General features: G+C 46.7%; 19 protein-coding genes, 1 tRNA gene and 1 pseudogene. 13 read left to right on the top strand and 8 right to left on the bottom strand.

Annotated features, from left to right (window positions below):
* Positions 1-14 precede the first annotated feature (14 nt).
* From rsfS to rng, 4 genes and pseudogenes are all read left to right on the top strand, one after another.
* Positions 15-401, top strand: a pseudogene (gene rsfS / locus ICN21_RS10600) (ribosome silencing factor); the annotation flags it as partial.
* Positions 402-429: 28 nt separating this feature from the next.
* Positions 430-873 carry a 23S rRNA (pseudouridine(1915)-N(3))-methyltransferase RlmH gene (rlmH, locus tag ICN21_RS10595; protein ID WP_216123937.1) on the top strand — a complete coding sequence of 148 codons (444 nt, stop codon included), beginning with the start codon at positions 430-432 and terminating at the stop codon, positions 871-873.
* On the top strand, positions 830-1,501 hold the full coding sequence (locus ICN21_RS10590) for a nucleoside triphosphate pyrophosphatase (protein ID WP_370624091.1): 672 nt from the start codon (positions 830-832) through the stop codon (positions 1,499-1,501). Before rlmH ends, ICN21_RS10590 begins: the two co-directional genes overlap by 44 nt.
* Positions 1,498-2,961 carry a ribonuclease G gene (rng, locus tag ICN21_RS10585; RefSeq protein WP_215296593.1) on the top strand — a complete coding sequence of 488 codons (1,464 nt, stop codon included), beginning with the start codon at positions 1,498-1,500 and terminating at the stop codon, positions 2,959-2,961. The genes ICN21_RS10590 and rng overlap by 4 nt, the downstream gene beginning before the upstream one ends.
* Before the next feature lie 23 nt (positions 2,962-2,984).
* Here the strand turns inward: rng and msbA are convergent, their stop codons facing one another.
* Positions 2,985-4,748 (bottom strand): lipid A export permease/ATP-binding protein MsbA, encoded by a 1,764-nt coding sequence (gene msbA / locus ICN21_RS10580; protein WP_216178393.1) that lies wholly within the window; start codon positions 4,746-4,748, stop codon positions 2,985-2,987.
* 10 nt (positions 4,749-4,758) lie between these two features.
* Between msbA and ICN21_RS10575 the strand changes: the two genes are divergently transcribed.
* Genes ICN21_RS10575 through ICN21_RS10565 form a run of 3 tightly spaced genes read left to right on the top strand, consistent with a single transcriptional unit; the run spans position 4,759 to position 7,445 of the window.
* Complete coding sequence (locus tag ICN21_RS10575; protein ID WP_216178392.1) at positions 4,759-5,520, top strand: glycosyltransferase family 2 protein; 762 nt, start codon at positions 4,759-4,761, stop codon at positions 5,518-5,520.
* Complete coding sequence (locus tag ICN21_RS10570; RefSeq protein ID WP_215319928.1) at positions 5,517-6,296, top strand: glycosyltransferase family 2 protein; 780 nt, start codon at positions 5,517-5,519, stop codon at positions 6,294-6,296. Before ICN21_RS10575 ends, ICN21_RS10570 begins: the two co-directional genes overlap by 4 nt.
* Before the next feature lie 9 nt (positions 6,297-6,305).
* The gene (locus ICN21_RS10565; RefSeq protein ID WP_216178391.1) at positions 6,306-7,445 is read left to right on the top strand and encodes a glycosyltransferase family 9 protein; all 1,140 of its coding nucleotides are present in this window, start codon (positions 6,306-6,308) and stop codon (positions 7,443-7,445) included.
* A gap of 3 nt (positions 7,446-7,448) precedes the next feature.
* Here ICN21_RS10565 and dnaE read toward each other — a convergent pair whose 3' ends face one another.
* Entirely contained in the window at positions 7,449-11,063 is a 3,615-nt protein-coding gene (gene dnaE, locus ICN21_RS10560; protein ID WP_216178390.1) for a DNA polymerase III subunit alpha, read from the bottom strand.
* Between the two features lie 3 nt (positions 11,064-11,066).
* Between dnaE and gluQRS the strand changes: the two genes are divergently transcribed.
* Positions 11,067-12,014: a tRNA glutamyl-Q(34) synthetase GluQRS gene (gluQRS, locus tag ICN21_RS10555; protein ID WP_216178389.1), complete on the top strand. Its 948-nt coding sequence runs from the start codon at positions 11,067-11,069 to the stop codon at positions 12,012-12,014.
* Here the strand turns inward: gluQRS and ICN21_RS10550 are convergent, their stop codons facing one another.
* The 3 genes from ICN21_RS10550 to ICN21_RS10540 all read right to left on the bottom strand — a co-directional run bounded on the left by ICN21_RS10550 (position 12,015) and on the right by ICN21_RS10540 (position 15,221).
* On the bottom strand, positions 12,015-13,448 hold the full coding sequence (locus tag ICN21_RS10550; protein ID WP_216178388.1) for a DEAD/DEAH box helicase: 1,434 nt from the start codon (positions 13,446-13,448) through the stop codon (positions 12,015-12,017).
* Between the two features lie 6 nt (positions 13,449-13,454).
* A complete protein-coding gene (locus ICN21_RS10545) occupies positions 13,455-13,859 on the bottom strand; it encodes a heme-binding protein (protein ID WP_215320789.1) in 405 nt (134 codons plus the stop codon).
* 177 nt (positions 13,860-14,036) lie between these two features.
* A complete protein-coding gene (locus ICN21_RS10540) occupies positions 14,037-15,221 on the bottom strand; it encodes an alanine--glyoxylate aminotransferase family protein (protein ID WP_216178387.1) in 1,185 nt (394 codons plus the stop codon).
* Between the two features lie 221 nt (positions 15,222-15,442).
* On the opposite strand from ICN21_RS10540, the gene ICN21_RS10535 reads away from it, so the two are divergent.
* Positions 15,443-16,129, top strand: coding sequence for a GntR family transcriptional regulator (locus tag ICN21_RS10535; RefSeq protein ID WP_216178386.1), 687 nt, complete (start codon positions 15,443-15,445; stop codon positions 16,127-16,129).
* The gene (locus ICN21_RS10530; protein WP_216178385.1) at positions 16,126-19,197 is read left to right on the top strand and encodes an FAD-binding and (Fe-S)-binding domain-containing protein; all 3,072 of its coding nucleotides are present in this window, start codon (positions 16,126-16,128) and stop codon (positions 19,195-19,197) included. Before ICN21_RS10535 ends, ICN21_RS10530 begins: the two co-directional genes overlap by 4 nt.
* A gap of 5 nt (positions 19,198-19,202) precedes the next feature.
* Here ICN21_RS10530 and ICN21_RS10525 read toward each other — a convergent pair whose 3' ends face one another.
* The 3 genes from ICN21_RS10525 to queG are packed head-to-tail and all read right to left on the bottom strand — an operon-like array spanning position 19,203 to position 21,491.
* The gene (locus tag ICN21_RS10525) at positions 19,203-19,562 is read right to left on the bottom strand and encodes an AzlD domain-containing protein (protein WP_215296582.1); all 360 of its coding nucleotides are present in this window, start codon (positions 19,560-19,562) and stop codon (positions 19,203-19,205) included.
* The gene (locus tag ICN21_RS10520; protein WP_216178384.1) at positions 19,562-20,347 is read right to left on the bottom strand and encodes an AzlC family ABC transporter permease; all 786 of its coding nucleotides are present in this window, start codon (positions 20,345-20,347) and stop codon (positions 19,562-19,564) included. The genes ICN21_RS10525 and ICN21_RS10520 overlap by 1 nt, the downstream gene beginning before the upstream one ends.
* A gap of 43 nt (positions 20,348-20,390) precedes the next feature.
* Positions 20,391-21,491, bottom strand: a complete 1,101-nt coding sequence (gene queG / locus ICN21_RS10515) for a tRNA epoxyqueuosine(34) reductase QueG (RefSeq protein ID WP_216178383.1) — start codon at positions 21,489-21,491, stop codon at positions 20,391-20,393.
* A gap of 42 nt (positions 21,492-21,533) precedes the next feature.
* Between queG and tsaE the strand changes: the two genes are divergently transcribed.
* The 3 genes from tsaE (at position 21,534) to ICN21_RS10500 (ending at position 23,580) form a co-directional block, all read left to right on the top strand.
* Positions 21,534-22,073, top strand: coding sequence for a tRNA (adenosine(37)-N6)-threonylcarbamoyltransferase complex ATPase subunit type 1 TsaE (gene tsaE / locus ICN21_RS10510; protein WP_216178382.1), 540 nt, complete (start codon positions 21,534-21,536; stop codon positions 22,071-22,073).
* Positions 22,074-23,417 (top strand): N-acetylmuramoyl-L-alanine amidase, encoded by a 1,344-nt coding sequence (locus ICN21_RS10505; RefSeq protein ID WP_216178381.1) that lies wholly within the window; start codon positions 22,074-22,076, stop codon positions 23,415-23,417.
* Between the two features lie 87 nt (positions 23,418-23,504).
* Positions 23,505-23,580 (top strand) — tRNA-Lys (locus tag ICN21_RS10500).
* Positions 23,581-23,717 lie beyond the last annotated feature (137 nt).

The raw sequence follows: 23,717 nt of genomic DNA, 5'->3' as shown, positions 1-23,717 counted from the left end.
ATTGCATAGACACCATGGACTTACGTAAATTACAACGCGTCATTATTGATGCCCTAGAAGATGTTAAGGCGCAGGATATTCGCGTTTATGACACCACCAAACTCAGCGAGTTATTTGATCGCGTCATCATTGCTACAGGGTCCAGCAATCGCCAAACACGGTCTTTAGCGATGTCTGTCAAAGAAGAGGTCAATGCCAAAGGTGGTGAAGTGATCTCTATCGAAGGCTTAGAGACTGGTGAATGGGTGCTCGTAGACTGCGGTGATATTGTGGTTCATATTTTGCAGCCGATGTTGCGCTCTTACTATCAACTGGAAGGTATGTGGGGCGCCAAACCGGTGCGCGTCAAATTGGCTAGTGCCAAAGGCCTAGCTAAAGCAAGCGAATCCGAAGATGACGAGTAATTTTTTTATTCACGCCACTTAGCCAATGCGCTTAACCATTGTTTCAGTTGGTCACAAGATGCCCGATTGGGTTGCAACGGCAACTCAAGACTACATCAAACGCATGCCAGCGGATTGTAGTATTGAGATTAAAGAAATCAAACCTGATCTCACCCCAGCAAAAGAAGCAGTCAAAATCTTAGCAGCTGTTCCAAAGGGCTCACGCGTCATTGCCCTAGATGAGCGCGGTAAAGATCAAACCACCCAGAATCTAGCTACTCAGTTAGCAAGCTGGCGTCAAGAAGGTTTTGATATTACCTTTTTAATTGGTGGAGCTGATGGTCTAGATGCCAAGCTCAAAACGCATGCACAAGCGATGTGGCGTCTCTCTAGCCTCACACTGCCACATGCGATGGCTAGAGTGTTGCTGGTTGAGCAACTCTATCGTGCCTGGACTATTCTTCAAGGTCATCCCTATCACCGTGAGTAATGCTGTGTATTCTTTTGTTTATCTCGCCTCTCAAAGTCCACGTCGTCAAGAGCTCTTAAAACAAATAGGGGTGCACTTTGAAATGCTCCTTCCTCAAGTGGGTGAAGATGTTGAAAGCATTGAAATACCCCTCCCCCATGAAAAAGCACCTGCTTATGTAGAGCGAGTGACCTTAGCGAAAAGCGCCGTTGCACTAGAGCGCTGGAAAAAGAGTGGCTTACCTTGGGCGCCAATTTTGTGTGCAGACACCACGGTGAGTCTTCCCAATCATCCCGATGGTGAAATTCTCGGAAAACCCTCTGATGTTGCCGACGCTACTCGTATTCTGGGAATGTTGAGTGGTAAAACCCATGGGGTATTCACTGGGGTGGCACTGACGATCACGCCTGAAGAATCACCGGTATTTTTATTGCAAGTATCTGAGGTTCAGTTTGCCGTCCTGTCGGAATCACAAATCAACACCTATATTGCCAGCGGAGAACCTTTTGGTAAGGCTGGCGCCTACGGTATTCAAGGTGGCGGAAGCGCCTTTATCCCCTCGATCAAGGGTAGCTATAGCGGTATCATGGGACTTCCCCTTTATGAAACTGCTCAACTACTCAAACGCGCTCAAATTAACTGCATATGAATGAAGAGATACTCATCAATATCACTCCGCAAGAGACGCGGGTTGCTTTAATACAGCAAGGTGCGGTTCAGGAACTGCAAATTGAGAGAACTCGTCAACGTGGAATTGTTGGAAATATTTACCTTGCAAAAGTTGTGCGCGTATTACCAGGTATGCAGTCTGCTTTTATTGAAATTGGTTTGGAGCGTACTGCGTTTATGCACGTTGCTGACATCACCCAAAGCAATCCGCAGCCCCAGATTGAAAAATTACTATTTGAAGGTCAGACTTTATTAGTCCAAGTCTTGAAGGACCCCTTAGGCACTAAGGGCGCACGTCTGACGACCCAACTCAGTATTGCAGGGCGTAACTTAGTTTACTTACCTCCCGCAGGAACCGATACCGCTACCGAAAAATATATCGGCGTCTCCCAACGAATTGATCAACCAGAAGAGCGTGAAGCAATTAAAACTCGTCTGGCTGGACTCATGGCTGAAGATGAAAAAGGCGGCATCATCGTGCGTACCAGCGCCCAAGATGCTTCAGATACCGAATTGCAACATGACATGCGCTATCTCAGAACCACTTGGGAAAGTATTCGTGAAGCAATGAAGCATAAAGCTGCGCCTAGCCTACTCTACCAAGACCTAAGCTTGGCTGAGCGGGTATTACGCGATGTTGCTGGCGAAGAAACAATTCAAATTCGGGTCGACTCGGCAGAGAATTTTGAGAAGCTCAAAGGCTTCGCCAATCTATATATGCCTAACTTATTAGGCAAGCTCACTTTGCATCGTGGCGAACGCGCCCTATTTGATTTATTTGATGTCGATGCCGAAATTAATAAAGCCTTAGGTCGACGTGTTGATCTGAAATCCGGTGGCTACCTGATGATCGATCAAACAGAGTCAATGACAACGATTGATGTCAACACTGGTAGCTATGTAGGCGCCCGTAATTTGGATGACACGGTATTTAAAACTAATCTTGAGGCAGCTCAGGCCATTGCTCGGCAACTGCGCTTACGCAACCTAGGCGGCATCATCATTATTGATTTTATCGACATGATAGGCAAAGATCATCAAGAATCGGTATTGCATGAACTGAAGCGGAATTTGGAGCGTGATCACGCTCGTACATCTGTAAGTGAATTTTCAGCATTAGGCTTGGTAGAAATGACTCGCAAGCGCACTCGTGAATCGCTGGCTCATATTACTTGTGAGCCATGTACTACCTGTATGGGTAAAGGTGAAATCAAAACGGCACAAACGATTTGCTATGAGATCTTGCGTGAGATTGTGCGTGAGCATCGTCAATTTAATCCGCGAGAATTTCGGATCGTAGCGGCACCAGACGTGATTGACCTCTTTCTTGAGGAAGAAAATCAATTCTTGGCGCAGTTGGGCGATTTCATTGGAAAACCGATTACGCTCCAGGCAGAAGGTAGCTTCCGCCAAGAACAATACGATATCGTTCTGAGCTAAGGATCCAGACTATTGAAGCAAGCTTACGCATTAGAGAATTGAATGCGATGTAAGTTGGCATACAGTCCATCTTGCTTGATCAATTCTTCATGTGAGCCGTTTTCCACAATCTTACCGTGCTCTAAAACGACAATTCGGTCTGCATGCTCAATCGTGGAGAGGCGGTGCGCAATCACCAAGGTAGTTCTACCAGCCATTAATCTTTCTAAAGCATCTTGCACTTGACGCTCTGATTCAGAATCCAAGGCGGAAGTAGCCTCGTCCAAAATCAGAATCGGCGCATTTTTATAGATAGCTCGAGCAATTGCCAAACGCTGACGTTGGCCGCCAGATAAACGGTTGCCGTTATCACCCACCATCGAATCAATCCCCTCGGGAAGCTCACGAATCATGGCGCTCAAGTTGGCCCCCTCTAAAGCCTCGATCACCCGACCACGATCAACACCCTCTTCACTGGCCGCGCCATACGCTACATTGGCAGCAATCGTGTCATTAAATAAAATGACATCCTGACTTACAAAGGCAAGTTGCTTGCGAACATCCGCCAGCACAATATCCTCTAAGGGCAAGTCGTCTAAGTAAATATGGCCACTGGTTGGCTTAAAGAATCGAGGCAGTAAGTTGACTAAGGTTGACTTGCCCCCACCAGAAGGTCCAACAAACGCAACAATTTCGCCAGGCTTGATCGTGAGATCAATATTGGTCAATGCATCTTTACGCCCCGCCTCTTGCTGGTATGAGAAACCCACCTTCTCAAATCGGATTGCACCTTTGGCTTTATCCAAAGGCTTCATATTCAACTTACGATCTTCAGCCTCTTCAAAAGGCTCATCCATTAAAGAAAAAACCATTTCTGCGGCAGTAAGGCCGCGTTGCAGTGGTTGATTAATATCAGCAAGGTGCTTTAAAGGAGAGATCACTAACATCATTGCGGTAATAAAAGCTGCAAAACCGCCAACTGTAGTACCTTCAGTGGCAGACTGCATCAAGGCAATTACCAATACGATAGACAGCGCCATAGAGGCAACTAATTGTGTGATGGGCTGGTTAAGACCCCCCGCTACAGCTGACTTCAAAGCAAACTGGCGTAAGCGCTCTGCTTTTTGTTTAAAACGTCCCATTTCATATTCTTGTGCACCATGAACTTTGACCATCTTATAACCAGCCGCCACTTCCTCAACAATATATGCCAGAGAGCTGGTAAGTTTTTGTTGTTCGCGGTTAAGCGATCTTAAGCGACGGTTAACTCGATTCATAATAAATGCAATGATCGGGAAAATAATGAGTACAACCAGCGTGAGTTTCCAATTGAGATAAATCAAATAGCCCATTAAACCAATAACAGTCAGCGAGTCACGCACTAAGGTAATCAACATTCCACCCATCACAGATAGAACACCATTAACTTCAAACACAATCCCGTTAATTAATGTAGAAGCAGAATTTTTTTGAAAGAAAGCGGTACCCGAGTTCAGCATGGAATGAAACATTTGAACTCGCAACTTAAGCAAGACGGCATTAATAACACGCGTGAGTAAATAATTGGATAAAAATTGAGCCAAGCTGCGTACTAAAGCCAGGCCAACCAAAAAGACTGGGATTTGCCATAATTTGCTATTGAACTGCCCAGTAAATCCCTCGTCTAACAAAGGCTTCATTAATGCTGGGATTGATGTCTCAGCTCCAGCGACGAGCGCCATAGCGCACAAAGAGCCGATAATCAGCCCAATATGGGGCTTAAGATAGGTAATTAAGCGATTTAGAGCGGTCCGGTCTTTTGCATTCATATAATCAATTATGCCCACCTTATCAGTCATACTCATCACCCGCAATGAAGAGGCCAATTTAGACGACTGTCTAGCCTCCCTGGAAGGCATTGCCCAGCAGATTGTGGTGGTCGACACCAACAGCGCTGACCACACCCTAGAAATCGCCCAAAAGTATGGCGCGACGATTGCTCAGCCCTCGGATTGGCCCGGTTTTGGTCCCCAAAAGAACCGCGCTTTGGACTTGGCTACGGGTGACTGGGTTTTGTCCCTAGATGCCGATGAAAGACTCACCCCTGCACTCAGGTCAGAAATTGTGACAGCAGTTCACCATAGCCCCCAGATCAATTGTTTTGCCATTCCCAGACTGTCTTGGTACTGCGGCCGCTTCATTCGCCACTCTGGGTGGAGCCCAGATTACGTAGACCGGCTCTTTAAGCGAGGCACTGCCCGCTTCTCAGATGATTTAGTTCATGAGCGACTCATTCCCAATGGCGCTGTCGCAAAGCTAGAAAACCCCATGCTGCACTACAGTTTCATGAACTACTCTCAGGTGCTGCAAAAACTGGATCGTTATTCCACAGCCTCTGCTGAGCAAGCGTTTGCCCAAGGCAAAACAAGTAGCCCCTTAAAAGCAGTCATACACGGCATCTGGGCATTTATACGTACTTATATTATTCGCGCTGGATTTTTGGATGGGGGTCAAGGATTTGCCTTAGCCATCTCCAATGGTCAGGGAACATATTACCGCTACATCAAGCTCTGGCATCTCCATCAGGAAGCGCGTAAATGATTTCGATTTTGCTGGCTACATATAACTGGCCGCAAGCCCTGAAGCTCTGCCTAGAATCGCTAGCTACTCAAACAGACCATCATTTTGAAATCATCATCGCCGATGATGGGTCAACTGAGAGCACTAAACAAATCATTGATGCCTTTCAATCAACGCATTCACTTTCAATAACGCACCTTTGGCAAGAAGATCAAGGTTTTCGAAAAACCAAAATTCTCAACCAAGCGATTGAAGCAGCTAAAGGTGATTACCTCATCTTTTTAGACGGAGACTGCCTGGTTCAGCCGGATTTTGTTGCTCGTCATCGCGAGCTTGCACAAAAGGGTTTTCTCGTTACTGGTAGCCGAGTCCTGCTCAATGAAAAACTAACACAAGAGTTACTAGCCACTTCCCGCTGGGACTTTAAGCTATTTATCTCCAAGCTTTTGGAGTACCGTCTAAATGCTGGTATTAATAAATACTGGCCGCTCAAAATCAAACTCGGCAATGGTTCTTGGCGTGACTATAAAAAATTTGTTTGGCGTCGTATTAAGGGTTGCAACATGGCTTGCTGGAAAACTGATGCGCAAGCAATTGATGGCTTTGACGAGACCATGACCGGCTGGGGTCACGAGGATGCTGACTTTGTATTTCGTTTACAGCGGCATCATATCAAGCGCAAATCAGGATCATGGTCTACCGAAGTATTGCATCTCTTTCATCAAATTCATGATCAGAGCAATGCTGCTGAAAATGCGCGACGTGTGCGTGAAAAGATTTTGGCAAAGGCAATGTAAGCGATCCATATGACCAACTTCTCCACCCTAAAGCCCAAAAAAGTATTATTCATTGCGACTCGGCAAATTGGCGATGTACTGGTCACAACACCATTAATTAGCAAAGCGCGTGAACTGTGGCCCGATGCTGAATTTCATTTTCTGGGATACAAGGGCAAGCTCGATATGCTCAAGGGTAATCCAGATATTGACCAGATTATTGAAACCTCTGACCGACCTGGGTTTGGCGAATACCTCTCATTGTTTAACCAACTCTTTCAGCGTTATGACCTCGCCTTTGTGACTCAGCCAAGCGATCGTGCTTACTTATATGGCTTGGTTGCTGCATTTCGTAGAGTAGGCGTTTTGGGTGGACATCCTCAAGGCAAGCAAAGTAATGCAAATAAGCAAAATGCTTGGAAAAAATTCATTTCAATGCATACCGTTGAGGTAGATTACTTTACACAGCATGTCATTGCTGAAAAGCTGCGCCTACTGGAAGTGTTCTTCAGAAACCCTAGCGATTTATTTGCAAACCCGATTAATGTCACACCGCCTATTGGCGAGCCTTTGACACCAGTCATTGCCAGCAAACTGACTCAAGCCTATGTCGTGATTCATCCAGGCCCTCTGACAGCCTACAAACGCTGGCCTCTTGGCTATTGGCAGAAGCTCATTACTCATATAGTCAATAGTGGCTTTCAGGTGGTGCTAAGCGCTTCACCAGCAAAACAAGACTTGCAACTAAACCATGACATCCTATCCTTGTTAGAACTCAACGTTCGCCAAAAGGTGATTGATACTGCGGGCAAACTATCTATCCCTCAAGCAGGATCTTTATTGCGTGCAGCTAGTTTGTATATTGGAGTAGATACTTCCATCACCCATTTAGCAGCAGCCTGCAATACGCCAATCATTACTTTATTTGGCGCTACACCACCCACCAATTTTGGCCCATGGCCCAATGGCTTTATTGGCGTGCAACCTTATCAATTACGCGCTCGCACACAAACAGTTGGTAACATCACCATCTTGCAAGGCCCCGGGGAATGTGTACCGTGTCGTAAGGCTGGTTGTTTAGATCGCGCAGATAGTAATAGCGAATGCTTGGACCTACTAGAACCCACTCAAGTCATTGAGGCAGTAGAAAAGATCTTAGAAAGAAAATAAAGGCTAGTGATACTGAACTTGCACAGGGTCTTTTTGTTTTGAAGTCAGCAATTGATTGAGACTATGCAAGCAGGCGTCATCCGGATAAATGCGCATCTCTTCTGGGAACTGCATTAAGCAAGCACCGCCACTTGTAGTCACAGCTGCCGTCAACATCAAACCTTTTACTCCATCATTTGTATTGGGGCTTGGCACAGGCGCACCAAGCTTCGGGTCTCGGGTGCGATTGGCCATGAGGTAAGGTCCAATTTGACTACGCAGCATTCTGATGTCTACCGCTGAATCCAGGTTTACATGCACATTGCGCGCAAAGCGCATCCGCGCCCCAGTAATATCCATGACCGCCTCAGACACAATTCGCATGCCACCAGAGAACTTATCTGGCGTCACATTTACTTTAGCAATCAGGAGCTCATCTTCTTTTAGCCAGGAACGATTGGGCTCATAGACCTCGCTATACAAAGTGACCTCTAGCGCGGCAGTACCATCGTCAATCGTCGCAATCATCATGCGGCCGCGTTGGCCTGTCAACATACGTGCCGATGTCACAATACCGGCAATCAGTTGATCTTTGCCTTCGGTAATTTTCGCTAATGGCTGGCGAATGAAATGAGAGGTCTCTTCGCGGTAGGCATCAAACATATGACCAGTCAAACACAGTCCTAAAGCCGTTTTTTCTTCTTGGAGACGTTTTTTCTCAGACCAAATAGGCTCGCGTACCAGCTCAGGCTGATGTTGATGATCCTCGCCAGCAACCTCAAATAAGCTTACCTGATGAATCGAGGCTTCTGCCTGTTCAGCCGCTTCAATCGCTCTTGCCAAAGAAGCCAGCAAGGTAGAGCGAATGTCATAGAGATTGCCGCCAGCTACTAGGGAATCCTTGTAGAGGCTATCAAACGCACCTGCACGCATCAGTGCTTCTATGGCACGCCGATTCACTTGTCTGCGATCTACACGAGCGCAGAAATCAAACAGGTCCTTGAATGGTCCATCGGCTTCGCGTGCTTTGACAATGGCTTCAATCGCTGACTCACCAGTACCCCTAACCGCTCCTAAACCATAGCGAATATGACTGATCGGCGCATCAGGCGCAGCATCGGGTGCCCGCAAGGGCGTGAACTCATAGACACCCGTATTGATGTCGGGCGAGAACACCCGAATTTGGTTTGTCAAACAATCGTCATACAAAATCTTCACCTTATCGGTGTCATCCATCGCGAGCGATAAGTTGGCTGCCATGAATTCAGCAGGGTAATAGGCTTTGAGCCAAGCAGTTTGATAAGCTAAGAGAGCATAGGCAGCAGCATGAGATTTATTAAATCCATACCCCGCAAAACGCTCCATCAAGTCATAGATCTCGTTAGCCTTTCCTTCGGAGATACCACCTGCTTTTGCACCATCACTAAAGATCTTGCGATGCTGTGCCATCTCTTCTGGCTTTTTCTTGCCCATAGCACGGCGGAGCATATCGGCACCACCAAGTGAGTAGCCACCGATCATCTGTGCCATCTGCATCACCTGCTCTTGATACACCATGATGCCGTAGGTTTCACGCAGAACGGGTTCAATACGCGGATCTGGATACTCTACTTTTTGACGACCGTGCTTACGCTCAATAAAGTCTGGAATCAAATCCATCGGACCAGGACGATACAGGGCCACTAACGCAATAATGTCTTCAAAGCGGTCAGGCTTAGCATCGCGCAGCATGCCTTGCATGCCGCGACTTTCTAGCTGGAATACCGCAACCGTATTCGCCCGTTTCAATACGTCGAAAGCTCGCTCATCGTCGAGTTGAATATCGCTAATACTCCAATCCTTACGGTCAGCATGCAGCGCTTTAATCCAGCGCTCTGCTGCCGCCAAGATAGTGAGCGTCGTAAGACCTAAGAAGTCAAACTTCACTAGGCCAATAGCTTCAACATCATCCTTATCAAATTGGCTAATGACAGAGCTACTATCTTGATCTTTGCTCTCTTGGGTATACAGCGGACAAAAATCTGTCAGTCGACCTGGGGCAATCAAAACACCACCAGCATGCATGCCAACGTTACGCGTCATGCCCTCGAGTTGCTGCGCCAATGAGAGTAATTGACGGACCTCGTCTTCATTCTTTTCACGCTCGGCTAATTGCTTCTCTTCCTTTTTCGCTATTTCAATGGTCATGTATTGACCTGGCTTATTGGGGACAAGCTTCGCAATCCCGTCAACAAAGTTATAGCCCTGCTCTAAAACCCGGCCCACGTCCCGAATCGCTGCTCTGGCAGCCATCGTGCCAAAAGTCGCAATTTGACTGACAGCATCCTTACCGTATTTATCTTTCACGTACTGAATCACACGGTCACGACCGTGCTGACAAAAGTCGATATCAAAGTCGGGCATTGATACCCGCTCTGGATTCAAGAAACGCTCAAAGAGTAAGTTGTAACGGAGTGGATCGAGATCGGTAATGCCGAGAGAGTAAGCCACTAAAGAACCTGCGCCTGAGCCACGACCCGGACCGACAGGGACGCCATTGTTTTTAGCCCAGTTAATAAAGTCTGCAACGATCAAGAAGTAACCAGGAAAGCCCATTTGAGAAATCGTCTTAACCTCAAACACTAAGCGCTCGTGATAACGAGACATCTCCTTAGCCCGCTCTTCTGGGTCTGGAAAGTTGCGCTCCATATGACGCTTGAGACCAACTTCAGATTGCGCTAAAAGATACTCATCCAACGTGATGCCTGGTGGCGTCGGAAAATCTGGCAAGCGTGGCTGACCTAGAACCAGAGATAAGTTGCAACGCTTCGCAATCTCAACTGAGTTCGCCAAAGCTGCTGGTAAATCTGCAAAGCGCTTTTCCATCTCTGCTTGCGTTAAGAAATACTGCTGATCGTTAAATTTCTTTTGACGACGCGGGTTGCCCAGCAGTTCACCCTCAGCAATACAAACGCGTGCCTCATGCGCTGTAAAGTCACTCTTTTGCATAAACTGCACTGGGTGTGTCGCTACTACCGGTAGATCTAACTCATTGGCTAAATGGCATACCAGCTGAAGTTGCTTTTCATCTTGCGGATGACCACCGCGTTGCACTTCAATGTAAAACGATTTGGGGAAGAGTTTTTCATAACGTCTCACCACGCTTTTAGCTTGATCTTCTTGACCTGCTAACAATGCGACACCAAGCTCACCCATACGCGCACCTGACAGTGCAATTAATCCGTAAGAGAGTGTTCTATTGGCTTTCTTATCTTCCGCTTTTGCAGCAGGTTCACTAAACCAAGCTGAATCTACTTCGGCACGACCACGTGATTGATTATCCAAAGAGGCTCTACTGAGTAACTCACAAAGATTGAGGTAGCCAGAATGGTTTTGTACTAGCAATAACAGTCGATGAGGTTGATCGGGATCTTGGGAATTACTGACCCAAACATCTGCACCGGCAATCGGCTTAATACCACCAGAGCGAGCGGCTGTATAAAACCGCACTAGGCCAAATAAATTACTTAAATCGGTGAGAGCCAAGGCACCCATTTCATCTTTGGCAGCTGCAGCTACTGCATCATCAATGCGCACAACTCCATCCGTAATCGAAAACTCGGAATGAATGCGGAGATGTACAAAACGGGGTAAAGCCATGAGATGATTTTAGCTGTGTCCAAGCTCAAAAACCCTTCATCCCCAGCCGACGGCTATCGCGGGCGATTTGCCCCCTCGCCTACCGGACCACTCCATGCGGGATCGCTGGTCGCTGCCCTAGGAAGCTGGTTAGATGCCCGTAAAAATGGTGGTAAATGGCTGCTCAGAATAGAAGATCTGGATACCCCTAGATGCATCCTTGGGGCTGATCAGCTCATTCAGTCCCAATTGCTCGCATGTGGCCTTTTCTGGGATGAAGCCCCCACCTTTCAGTCAAAACATCAGGATCGCTACCAAAAGGCTTTAGAACGCCTCAATGAGCTCAAATGCCTCTATTCCTGCACCTGTTCTCGGCAAACAATTACCAACACCCTAGCGGAGCTTGGAATTCAAACACCGCGCAATCAAGAGATGGTTTATCCAGGAACGTGCAGACCAAGTCAACTAGAGAGCCATACAAGTTCTGAAATTTCAGACCTAAAGGCTGCTTGGCGAGTTGCGCTGCCCCCAAATTGCCAGATTGATTTTGAGGATTTGGCCCTCGGCACTCAAAGTCAGAATCTCAATCAACAAGTCGGGGATTTTATCCTGCGCAGAAGTGATGGTCTCTTTACTTACCAACTCGCCGTAGTCGTAGACGATGCAGAGCAAGGTATTACCCATATCGTACGTGGCGAAGATTTGCTAAGCAACACCGCTAGGCAAATATATTTACAAACTCTTTTGGGATACACAACGCCTCATTACAAACATCTCCCCTTGGTATTAGATGAACACGGCGAAAAATTGAGTAAGCAAACCTTAGCAACCCAAATTAATACACAAGATCAAACACATTCTCTTGTAGAGCTTCGCAAGGCTGCAACACATTTAGGATTGGTTGGGTTACCTGATGGTGAGAGGATCACCATTGCAGAGTGGCTCTTGGCAGCCACTCATGCCTGGAGCTAATTACTTCTTTTTGAAACCGCCCAATAAGGCGCCAACTGCTGGCTTAGCGGCCACAATACCCACTTTTTTCACTTCTGGCTTTACTACATCGGATGACTGTGGTGCGGCGCTAGGCTCATAAGGTTTATAGAAAAATGGGTCTGACATTTTTGCTGGGGCATTACTACTAGTAGATGGCTTGGCATAAGCAGGAGCACCCTCAGGCAAAGGCTGGATATCCAACTTACGTTTCATTAGCTTTTCAATATCGTCTAATAAACGCTTTTCACTGGCATCTACTAAAGCAATCGCATCCCCTGTACTACCAGCACGACCTGTTCGACCGATGCGGTGAATAAAGTCTTCAGCGTTATAAGGCAACTCATGATTAATCACGCAAGGCATATCTGGAATATCCAAACCCCGCGCTGCCACATCTGTCGCCACCAACACTTCAATCGCGCCAGACTTGAATGCATCCAAAGTTAAGGTACGCTCACCCTGACTCTTATCGCCATGAATCGCACCTGCTTTAATACCATCACGCTCTAAGGCCCGTGCTAACTTGGCACAACCTAAACGACTATTGGTGAAGATGATGCACTGACGCGATAAACCTTGACGCGTACGGTTTTCTAAGACTTGGACAATTGCACGCTGCTTATCACTTGCTGACACCATATGAATGACTTGCTTAACCGTGTCGGCCGCAGCATTTTGACGAGCTACTTCTACCGTCACCGGTGTACGCAAATAACTCTGCGCGAGCTTCTTAATTTCTGGTGAGAAGGTTGCCGAAAACAACAGGGTCTGTCTTTGCGCAGGAATCAAATTAATGATGCGTTGTAGATCAGGCAAGAAACCCATATCGAGCATACGATCGGCTTCATCTAGCACCAGAATCTCTACCTGGGACAAATTAGCCACTTTAGACCCAATGTGATCAAGTAAGCGACCTGGTGTGGCAATCAAGATCTCAATACCATTACGCAAGATAGCAACTTGCTCTTTCATATCCACGCCACCATAGACCACAGCTGCGCGCAGATCCGTATGCTTCGAGTAGTTAGCAGCGTTCTCTGCTACCTGCACCGCCAACTCTCTGGTTGGAGTTAAGACTAAGGCGCGAATCGGATGGCGTGCGGGTGAGGCGCTGTTGCTAGCATGACGCAAAATCTTTTGAATGATTGGCAATACAAAGGCTGCTGTTTTGCCAGTACCAGTTTGTGCAGCACCCATTAAATCGCTCCCCGCTAAAACATGCGGAATAGATTGCGCTTGAATCGGAGTGGGAGTGTTATAGCCTTGTTCAGCAACCGCTTTTTGAATCAGCGGGTCTAAACCAAAATCAGCAAAAGTAATTGTTGCTGGAGGGGTAACACTAGGGTCGGCGCTAGGAACGACTAAGTCGCCAAGCCCTGTAGATGAATTTATTTCAGTAGCAGTATTGATCAAGGTAACTTACAGGATGGCCGCAATGCCGGCCTTAGCGGTTTCGGCATCCTCGGTCGATTTAACGCCGGAAACGCCGACTGCGCCGATGGTAAACCCATTTACCTCGATATTGACCCCACCCTCTAACATGCCCGAAATATGTGGGACAGATAAAAAAGAGGTGCGACCATTATTAATAATTTCTTCATATACGCGGCTTTCACGTTTACCCATGGCAGCAGTGCGTGCTTTTTCTTGAGCAATGTAAGCAGATACTGGTGCGCATCCGTCACGACGGGTCAAACCTAGTACATGTCCACCATCATCACAAACAGCGATCGTGACTGCCCAATTATTTTCAGCGGCATGCTTGTTGGCTGCATCCAGAATCTTTTGAGCATCCGCTTGAGTTAAATAAGGTTTAGTTGCCAACATGTTGAATCCTTTTTAAATACTATTGTCTCGAATATGTTTTATGTGATGAAAGTACCATCAATACAAGTGCCTGAATTATAATGGCTGCAGCCAGGCTCAGCCCTTTAAGTCTGACCCCGGACGATCTGCACCCTGCCTTTGCCCTATACGCAACCGAAAGGGTCTAAATGGTGGTTATTTGAGGAATTCTTGAGCAGCCACTACACCGCTAGCCTTAGGCGTAAAGCCCATAGCACCCAAGCTCATTTCAACCCCACTTAAAGCAGCCATCAAATTGAGCTCATTACAGTCACCCAAATGACCAATCCGGAATGCTTTGCCCTTAATTTTTCCAAGGCCTGTTCCTAAGGAGAGATTAAATTTCTCCAAAGCATGTTTGCGTAATTTGTCGGCATCCATACCTTCAGGTGTAGCGATACAAGTTAACACTGGAGAGTAGCAATCCTTATCCTGACATTGAATTTCGAGCCCCCAAGCATGAACAGCTTCACGACAAGCGGCAGCCAAACGCTGATGACGCGCAAAGATTGTGTCCAAACCCTCAGCCATCATCATGTCCATCGCTTCATGCAAACCGTACATTAAATTCGTACTGGGTGTAGTTGGCCAGTAACCGTTTTTATTGGACTCCAATATTTCATCCCATGCCCAATACGCTTTATGCATTTTGTTTTGCTTGCTCACTTCAATGGCTCTTGCTGACAAGGCATTAAAGCCAATACCTGGAGGCAACATCAAACCTTTTTGCGAACCAGAAATAGTCACGTCCGCGCCCCACTTGTCATGCTCGTAGTCTGCAGATCCAAGGCCAGAGACGCTATCAACCAACAACAAAGCGGGGTGCTTTAAGGAGTCGATCGCTTTTCGTACTGCGGCGATGTTTGAAGTAACGCCAGTCGATGTTTCGTTATGCACTACGCATACAGCTTTGATTTCATGCTGAGTGTCTTTACGCAAACGCTCTTCAATCACTGCAGCATCTACACCCCAACGCCAAGAGTCTTGTCCAGATTTACCAACGACCTCGACCTTCAGACCGAGGCGTTGTCCAAGTGCGCGCCATAAATTGGCGAACTGACCAGTTTCATAAAACAAGACTGTATCGCCAGGATTGAGAACATTCACTAAAGCGCCTTCCCATGATCCCGTTCCGGAAGCGGAATAAATGATCACCGGCTGCTCTGTTTTGAAAATCTTCTTGATACCATCCAAAACCTTTAAGCCAAACGCACCAAACTCGGGGCCACGATGATCAATGGTTTGATAGCTAATGGCGCGTAATACGCGTGGAGGCACTGGGCTTGGACCAGGTATATGTAAAAAATGGCGTCCTGATGCGTGGTTATCAAGTTTCAACATGCTTTGTCTCGCTATGGATGGGTTTAGGTATTTAAAAGGGGGTGAATTCTAGGAACTCGTTTCAGCCGCTAGTGTATGACAAATTTTGGCAATTTTCCATTTTGTATACAATTTATTTTCATTTAATCTAAAAATAAACCTTAATTTAAGCATTTAAAGCCATAATTTATGCTTTATCATGACTTATTGATATTTTTGTATACAAATTATAGGTTCTCAATATGACGGTCACAGAGCAGCCAAATTCCCAGAATCTGCATGAGGCAATCTTCCAAAAACTCAGATTACTCTTAGTAGAGGGAAAGATTGCACCAGGCAGCAAACTGAATGAGCGTGAATTAGCTGAAAGCCTGAACGTTTCTCGCACACCGATTCGGGAAGCGATTCGTCGCTTGGCTGCCGATGGCCTAGTAGAGTTGATCGCCAATCGTGGAGCGATTGCTGTGCAATTGAGTTTGGAAGATGTCATTCACACCTTTGATGTGATTGCCGACTTAGAGGGCTTCTCTGGAGAGCTGGCTGCAAATCATATTACTGATGCCAGCCTCTCTGAATTAGAGGCGCTCCAGTATGAAATGATGGCTTCGTATGCGCGCCGTGATTTATCGAGTTATTACAAACTCAATCTACGTATCCATCATTTAATTAATCAAGCAGCGAACAACCCTGTACTCTCTCGTCTCTTTACTCAAGTAAATACTCGTATCGAGGCGCTACGCTTTCGCTCCAACCAAGACGGCGTCAAATGGGAAAAGGCAGTTGAAGAACATCAAGAGATGCTCGATGCCTTAAAAGCACGTGATAGCCAGAGAATGCGCAAGATCATGATTCAGCACGTACAGAACAAGCGCGATGTTGTCGTGCAACTTCTGAAAGCAGAAACAAGCAGCCTGGAGATGGCTAAATGAATAAGCCCTTAGACCTCAAAGAAGTCATGATTGATCAAGCGACCTTAGCAAAGCGCCTACGCCAAGAAACGTCTGGCGAAGTGATGACCGATAGCGCAAGTCGTGGTCGCTACGCTACCGATGCCTCTATTTATCAAGCCATGCCAGTGGCAGTGTTTGTCCCCAAGACCGCAGAAGATATTGCTACAGCCATTCAGATTGCGGCTGAGCTTGGTGTACCAGTATTACCAAGGGGTGGTGGCACCAGTCAGTGTGGCCAGACTACTGGCGCTGCACTGGTGATTGATAACAGCAAATACTTCAGAAATGTTCTTGATCTCAATCTCAATCAAGGCTACGTGGAAGTTGAGCCAGGTATTGTGCTGGACCATCTCAATGGCTCCCTCAAGCAACATGGTCTTTGGTATCCAGTAGATGTATCCACTGCTGGGCAGGCCACGATTGGAGGCATGGCAGGTAATAACTCTTGTGGAAGCCGCTCTATTGCTTACGGCAATATGGTGCATAACGTCTTGGGTATCAATGCTTGGCTGGCGAATGGTCAAATTGCCGAGTTTGGTAATTACGCCAATAGCTCTGGTGTTGCTAAGCAGTTAGGTTACTTTGTAAAAGGTTTAGCAAACACACTTCAACCAGAGATCGAAGCTCACTTTCCGAAAGTACTCAGACGAGTCGCTGGTTACAACCTCGATATCTTTCACCCTCAAAGTGAACTACCTTATACGCAAGATGGCAGCGTGAATCTCTCACATCTTTTAGTGGGTAGCGAAGGTACGCTGGCTTACTTTAAATCTCTCAAACTCAAACTTGCACCACTACCGAAACATAAGGTGCTTGGCATTGTGAACTTTGCGAGCTTTTACAAAGCCATGGATAGTGCTCAACACATTGTGAAACTTGGACCTACTGCAGTAGAGTTAGTCGATCGCACCATGATTGATCTAGCACGCAGTAATCCCAGTTTTAAGAAGACGATTGAGACTGCACTGATTGACCATACTGCGCAAACTCCAGAAGCGATTCTGTTGGTAGAGTTTTCAGGGGAAGCGCATGCTCCCTTGCTTGAAAAAATCATGGCATTACAAGAGCTCATGGGTGACTTAGGCTTACCCGGTTCAGTGGTATCTATGCCAGACGCTTCCTTGCAAAAGAATTTATGGGAGGTGCGTAAAGCGGGGCTAAATATCATGATGAGCTTAAAAGGTGATGGCAAGCCAGTGAGCTTTATTGAGGACTGCGCAGTTCCGCTAGAGAGTCTGGCAGATTACACCCAAGCCTTAACGGATGTCTTTTCTAAATACGGTTCACGCGGCACTTGGTATGCCCATGCTTCAGTTGGTACTTTGCATGTCCGACCCATTCTTGATATGCGCAGAGATGGCGCCCAAAAGATGCGTGCTGTTGCCGAAGAAGCATCTGCCTTGGTACGTAAATACAAAGGTGCTTACAGTGGTGAACATGGTGATGGCCTGTGTCGTGGTGAATGGATCTCATGGCAATTTGGCCCCAAGATCACTGAAGCCCTTGCAGAAATCAAGCATGCCTTTGATCCTCAGGGACTATTTAATCCAGGCAAGATTATTAATCCACCAAAGATGGATGATGCGAGTAACTTTCGATTTTCGCCAAGTTATCAAGTGATTCCATTACAGCCTGCATTAGATTGGTCAGCCTGGAACGTACAAAATAATCCTGTTACTGAAGAAACTACCGCGCCCGGCACGGGTGGTGATCCCGCAATGGGTTTAGCTAAAGCAGTTGAGATGTGCAATAACAATGGCCACTGCCGTAAGTTTGATGCGGAGGTGATGTGTCCCAGTTATCGTGTGACTCGGGATGAGAAACACCTGACCCGCGGCAGAGCAAATACCTTACGCTTAGCACTCTCCAATCAACTCGATATCAAAGACGAGACTTCACCACTTGGCAGCGATGCCATTAAAGAGGTGATGGAATTGTGTGTGAGTTGCAAAGCCTGTCGGCGTGAATGTCCTACTGGCGTTGATATGGCCAAGATGAAAATTGAGTTTCTATCAGCCTATAAGAAACGGGTTGGTCATTCTTTACGTGATCTAGCAGTGGCGTATCTTCCCAAGTATGCCGGCACGATTAGCAGTATTCCACTCTTGCCAGTGATCCTCAATCTGCGCAATCACATTGCACCAATTGCCAAGCTACAAGAATGGATCATGGGTATCTCCGCCCAAAGAAGTTTGCCAATTTGGAAAGGTAATACTTTCTGGAGTAAGCCAAAAGCAATCGCACCCTATCAATTTAGTCCTGAGGCCTTATCAAATCAACCAGGGGTAGTGCTATTAGCCGATACCTTTAATGCTTACTTCGAAGATGAAAATTTGCAGGCGGCAATAACCGTTCTTACTGCTGCTGGCTATCGTATTCATATTCCGCACAAGAGTCAGAACAAGGCTAAAAATAAAGAACAAAACACTTGCTCCAAAGAATTTTGCTGCGGCAGAACTTACCTTGCAGCTGGCATGGTGGATAAAACCAAGGAAACACTCGGTGAGCTCATCGATCATCTCGCGCCCTACGCGCAAAAGAATATTCCAATTATTGGTCTTGAGCCCTCTTGCCTCTTTACCTTAAAAGATGAGGCTTTAGTGATGGGTTTTGGTGAGCGAGCAGTGACCGTATCGCAGCATGCGCAACTCTTAGAAGAGTTTTTAGCCAGCAAAGCGAAAGCAGGCAAACTCAACCTGCAACTCAAAGCCGCCAGTAAGCCGGTCCTTTTTCATGGGCATTGCCATCAGAAGTCTTTTGCAGCTGTGACACCTGCCATGGAACTACTCAAACTCATTCCTAACGCAGAGCCTCAATTAATTGAATCGTCTTGCTGCGGCATGGCCGGTAGCTTTGGCTATGAAGCCGAGCATATCGAGGTATCTAAGCAAATGGCTGAAGCGAGCCTATTACCGAGCATTCGTAAATCACCCGATAGTTGGGTAGTAGCGGATGGCACTAGTTGCCGTCATCAAATTGCAGACGGCACGCAACGTGAAGCGGTACATATCGCCAGAATATTAGCGGCACATCTTTCAGATGAATGAAAAGCTTAGCGAATCACGCCATAACCCACCATCAGCAAGGTTCCAGTCAATAAGGCTGGAACCAAACGCTTAGAAGGTTTAGAAACCATCACGCCAATCGCTAAGGCGCAAATCAAAATCCGAATCCACAAAGGCACGGTAGCCATTAAACCCAAAGGCATGACGATCAGGCGAATCGTCAAGGCAGCAACCATGGTGTAGGTCACCGCCGCTAACCAACGAAAGATTTCGCTTTCTTGATTAATGCTTTGAGAAAGCATGACACCAATCGCTCTGCAGAAATAAGTGCCAATACAGGCGCCTACTAGAGCAATCCACAAACCCCATCCCGAGAGCGCGTTTGTCATCGTATCCATTGGACTCATTACCCTACTACTCCGGCTTTCTTACGCAAGAACTTGCGATCAATAAAATAAGCCAAAGTCCCACCTACAAGACCTGCTGTCAGTAAGCTGGTATCGCGATCAATTAAAAAGAAGATAGGGCCAAAAATACAACCCATGCAAAGAGCAATGCGATTAATCCAAGGTTTGACTTCAGTAAACGTTAATAAGAAAAAGAGTGGATTAATAAAGACTAGACCCAGCGTTACAGCAGGCGGCACCATGCCAGCTAAATAGAAACCTAAGATCGTCCCAGGAATCGAAATTAACCAACAGAGTAAACCAAGGCCTACAAAATAGGCCAAGCGGTGCTTAGTCTCTATCGCATGAAACTCACGCATCGAAATTGCCCATGCCGTCATAGCCAATAAATGAACGGAAGCATATAAGCTCCGATTGCGATCCTTCTGATGAAACTGCGGAAAGAGTGTCAACGTCATCGTGATGAAGCGGGTCGAAGTTAAGGTTACTGCCAAAGCAATTGCAATGACGGATGAACCAGTGATTGCCATTTCCAGTAAGACCACCTGCCCTGGCAAGGCAAACATAAAAAATGAGGTAGAGGTGGTGAACCAAACATCAAAGCCATTGGTTTTGCCCATGGCTCCAAAACCCACCATGCCAGCAAAGAGCACCATGGCAGGTGCTCCAGCTGCATCACGCATTCCCACCCAAAATGCATCGCGAGGACTTTTAAAGCGCTCCGCTGCCGAACCCTCTAATGCAATTTCGCTAGGATCAATATAAGGTTGGTCGGCTGATGACATAGGCTAATTGTAAGAGCTAGGCTCCATTATTGTCTAAGCTTGCCTAAGGAATGGGATTGAGAGCCCACTCAATATGTTCCGCAACGAGTGTATCTGCTGATGAGAGACCTTCACTCAAGGCTTTTCGAATAGCTTCCTTATCTGCATTAGCTACTACTGGATTGGCTAGGGCATTACCCATTGCGACCGCGAGATTACGGCGCCATCGGCTATAACCAATGCGTCGAATTGCACTGCCTTCATGACGCTCTTCAAACTCTGCTTCAGTCCATGACCACAAATGTAAAAGAGTGGCCTGTCCCAAACCATGACGCTGTGCAAAGTCTGGCAACTGTGTGCGCTTAGCAAACTTATTCCATGGACAAATCAACTGACAATCATCGCAGCCATAAACCCGATTACCCATTGCTCTGCGAAACTCCATTGGAATGGCCTGAGGGTTCTCAATGGTGAGATAGGAGATACAGCGGCGTGCATCTAATTGATATGGCGCAGTAATGGCTTGTGTTGGACAAACATCGATACACGACTGACAAGTACCACAATGTTCGTCTTGCGCTTCATCGATTGGGAGTGGTACATCGACCAAGATCTCACCCAAGAAAAAGGTAGAGCCAGATTCACGATTGAGTAAGAGCGTATGTTTTCCACGCCAACCTAAACCCGCTTTACGAGCAAGCTCAACTTCCATTAAAGGGGCTGAATCCGTAAATACACGATGTCCAAAAGCGCCAATTTTTTCTTCGATAGCTTTGGCAAATTCTTGCAAGCGATGACGCAAAACCTTGTGATAGTCGCGACCTCTGGCATACATTGAGACCACCGCTTGAGAGGGATCCTCTATGCGTTGCCACTCAGTATCAAGATTGATGTCGGGTGGCAGATAGTTCATGGTGACGCAAATGACGCGTACAGTACCTGGCACTAATCGCTGTGGATCAGCACGCAGATCTGCATGGCGTTGCATGTATTCCATCTGGCCATGACGCCCATCTGCCAACCACTCCTGCAAACGCTCGCTTGCCAAGCCCAGGTGGGTATCCGTAATGCGCAAACCATCGAACCCCAACTCCATGGCCTTTTCTCCAAGCCAAGCACGTAACTTGGACTCGTCTAGAGCAGAGGAATGGGCAGATAAAGGCATATGAATAGAGAATGTAGCGCAATAATTGAATAAACTAGAACAATGGCTCAAACCCCAGAAACACCATTAGCAATAATTAAGCAACATTGTAGGCAGGAAGCGGATACCGCCAGCCTTGCCAAACAACTTGCCGCCAGCATTACTGGTTTTATGGAGCAAAATCCACAGGGACATCTCAATATCTCCCTAGTTGGCAATTTAGGGGCAGGCAAGACCACCTTCGCACGATATTTGATTCAATCAATGGCTTATGCGGGCAAGGTCAAAAGTCCAACCTATACCTTGTGCGAGCCTTACACACTCAAAACCAATAGTGGTGAATTTACCGCGCATCATTTTGACCTCTACCGAATGCGTGATCCTCTGGAGTGGCAAGAAGCTGGTTTTGGAGAATATTTTGATATCCCTGGCTTTTGTTTAATTGAGTGGCCAGAAAAAGCTGTAGGCACTCTTCCACCATTCGATCTACAAATTGAATTACTCCCGGGCGTAGATGAGAATGAGAGATCAGTGACGATAACAGCACTCCTGAATGATGGCCACCATGTTCTGAATCATGTAATACAGAATTTAAGCAAGTAAATGGGTATTAAAAAAACTATTCGACAAACGAATCTTGCGCGAAGGCAGCATCTCAAAACTTCAGCCAAGTTCTTGAGCTTTGCACTGCTTTTTACAGAAGTGGAGATTGCTTGGGGCGCCAAGATATTGGGTGTACGTGTCTGGCCATCAGAGGACTACACCCGCATCACTCTGGAATCCGATACACCATTGCCTATTAGCCAGCAGATCCTCACCAATCCTGATCGCCTGGTAGTTGATGTGCAAGGCTTGGAGCTCAACCCCACTTTGAGAGATTTAGTAGCCAAGGTCAAGCCTAATGATCCTTATATTGCGCAAGTAAGAGTAGGTCAGTTTCAGCCAGGAGTAGTGCGCTTGGTATTCGACTTAAAAGAACCGATCAAACCTCAACTCTTCACATTAGACCCCGTTGGTGAATACAACTACCGCATGGTCTTTGATTTGTACCCTACCACTCCACCTGATCCCTTGATGGAGTTAGTAAAAAGCAGCGCTCGTAAAGAAAGTGCTCTAGCTAAATCAAATGAAGAAGTGGATTTTATTGCGCAGTTTGCTACTAAAAAAGAAGCGCCAAAGTCGCCAGTAGCACAAGCCATACCAGAGGCTAAAGAAGCTCCGGCAGTTGCTAAGTACAAACGCCTGATCACCATTGCCATTGATCCTGGTCATGGTGGCGAAGATCCGGGTGCAATCGGCTCATTAGGTTCTAGAGAAAAGCACGTAGTACTCTCGATTGCAAAACGACTCAAAGACAAGATAGAGGGTGAAGCCTATATGCGCCCTTTTTTAACTAGAGATGGTGATTATTTTGTACCTCTGCATGTGAGAGTACAAAAAGCCAGACGAGTTGAGGCGGATCTTTTTGTTTCTATCCATGCGGATGCATTTATTCAGCCACACGCCAAAGGTGCTTCCGTATTTGCGCTTTCGCAAATGGGTGCTAGTAGTTCAATGGCACGCTGGATGGCTAATAAAGAAAATGCTTCAGACTTGATTGGTGGCATCAATATCAAGACCCAAGATCGACAGGTAGCTAATCTACTCCTAGATATGTCAACCACTGCTCAGATTAAAGACTCGCTGCAGGTTGGAAACTCTATTCTGAAGCAAATTAGTGGTTTTGCGCCCTTACATAAAGGAAAGGTAGAGCAAGCCAGCTTTGCTGTTTTAAAGGCACCAGACATCCCTTCTATCTTGGTAGAAACTGCCTTTATTAGTAATCCTCAAGAAGAAGTCAGACTGAATGATGATGGCTACCAGGACCGCATTGCTGAGGCTATTCTGAAGGGGATTAAGGATTATTTTTCCAAAAATCCACCAGTCGCCAGAAGAGCGAACACATAAGCTACTTGTAACTACAAGGGCTTACGGGCAGACGCCGCAGACCATGGGATCGCCTACAAACTTCTTGCTATAATTTATGGCTTAACTGGGTCGGTAGCTCAGTCGGTAGAGCAGCGGACTTTTAATCCGTTGGTCGCGAGTTCGAATCTCGCCCGACCCACCAAGATGTGTAAGGTCCGTACCGGACACATGGTTTACATCCGGTACCGACCACATAGTTTACAGTTGCCGTTCACCCCAATACTTTGGGACCAAATGGATTCTCTAGGGCACTAACTTTATGAGATTCCATATCAAAGT

This window comes from Polynucleobacter sp. AP-Feld-500C-C5, from assembly GCF_018882265.1.
Taxonomy (GTDB): Bacteria; Pseudomonadota; Gammaproteobacteria; order Burkholderiales; family Burkholderiaceae; genus Polynucleobacter.
This window is presented reverse-complemented; position numbering and strand designations above follow the sequence as displayed.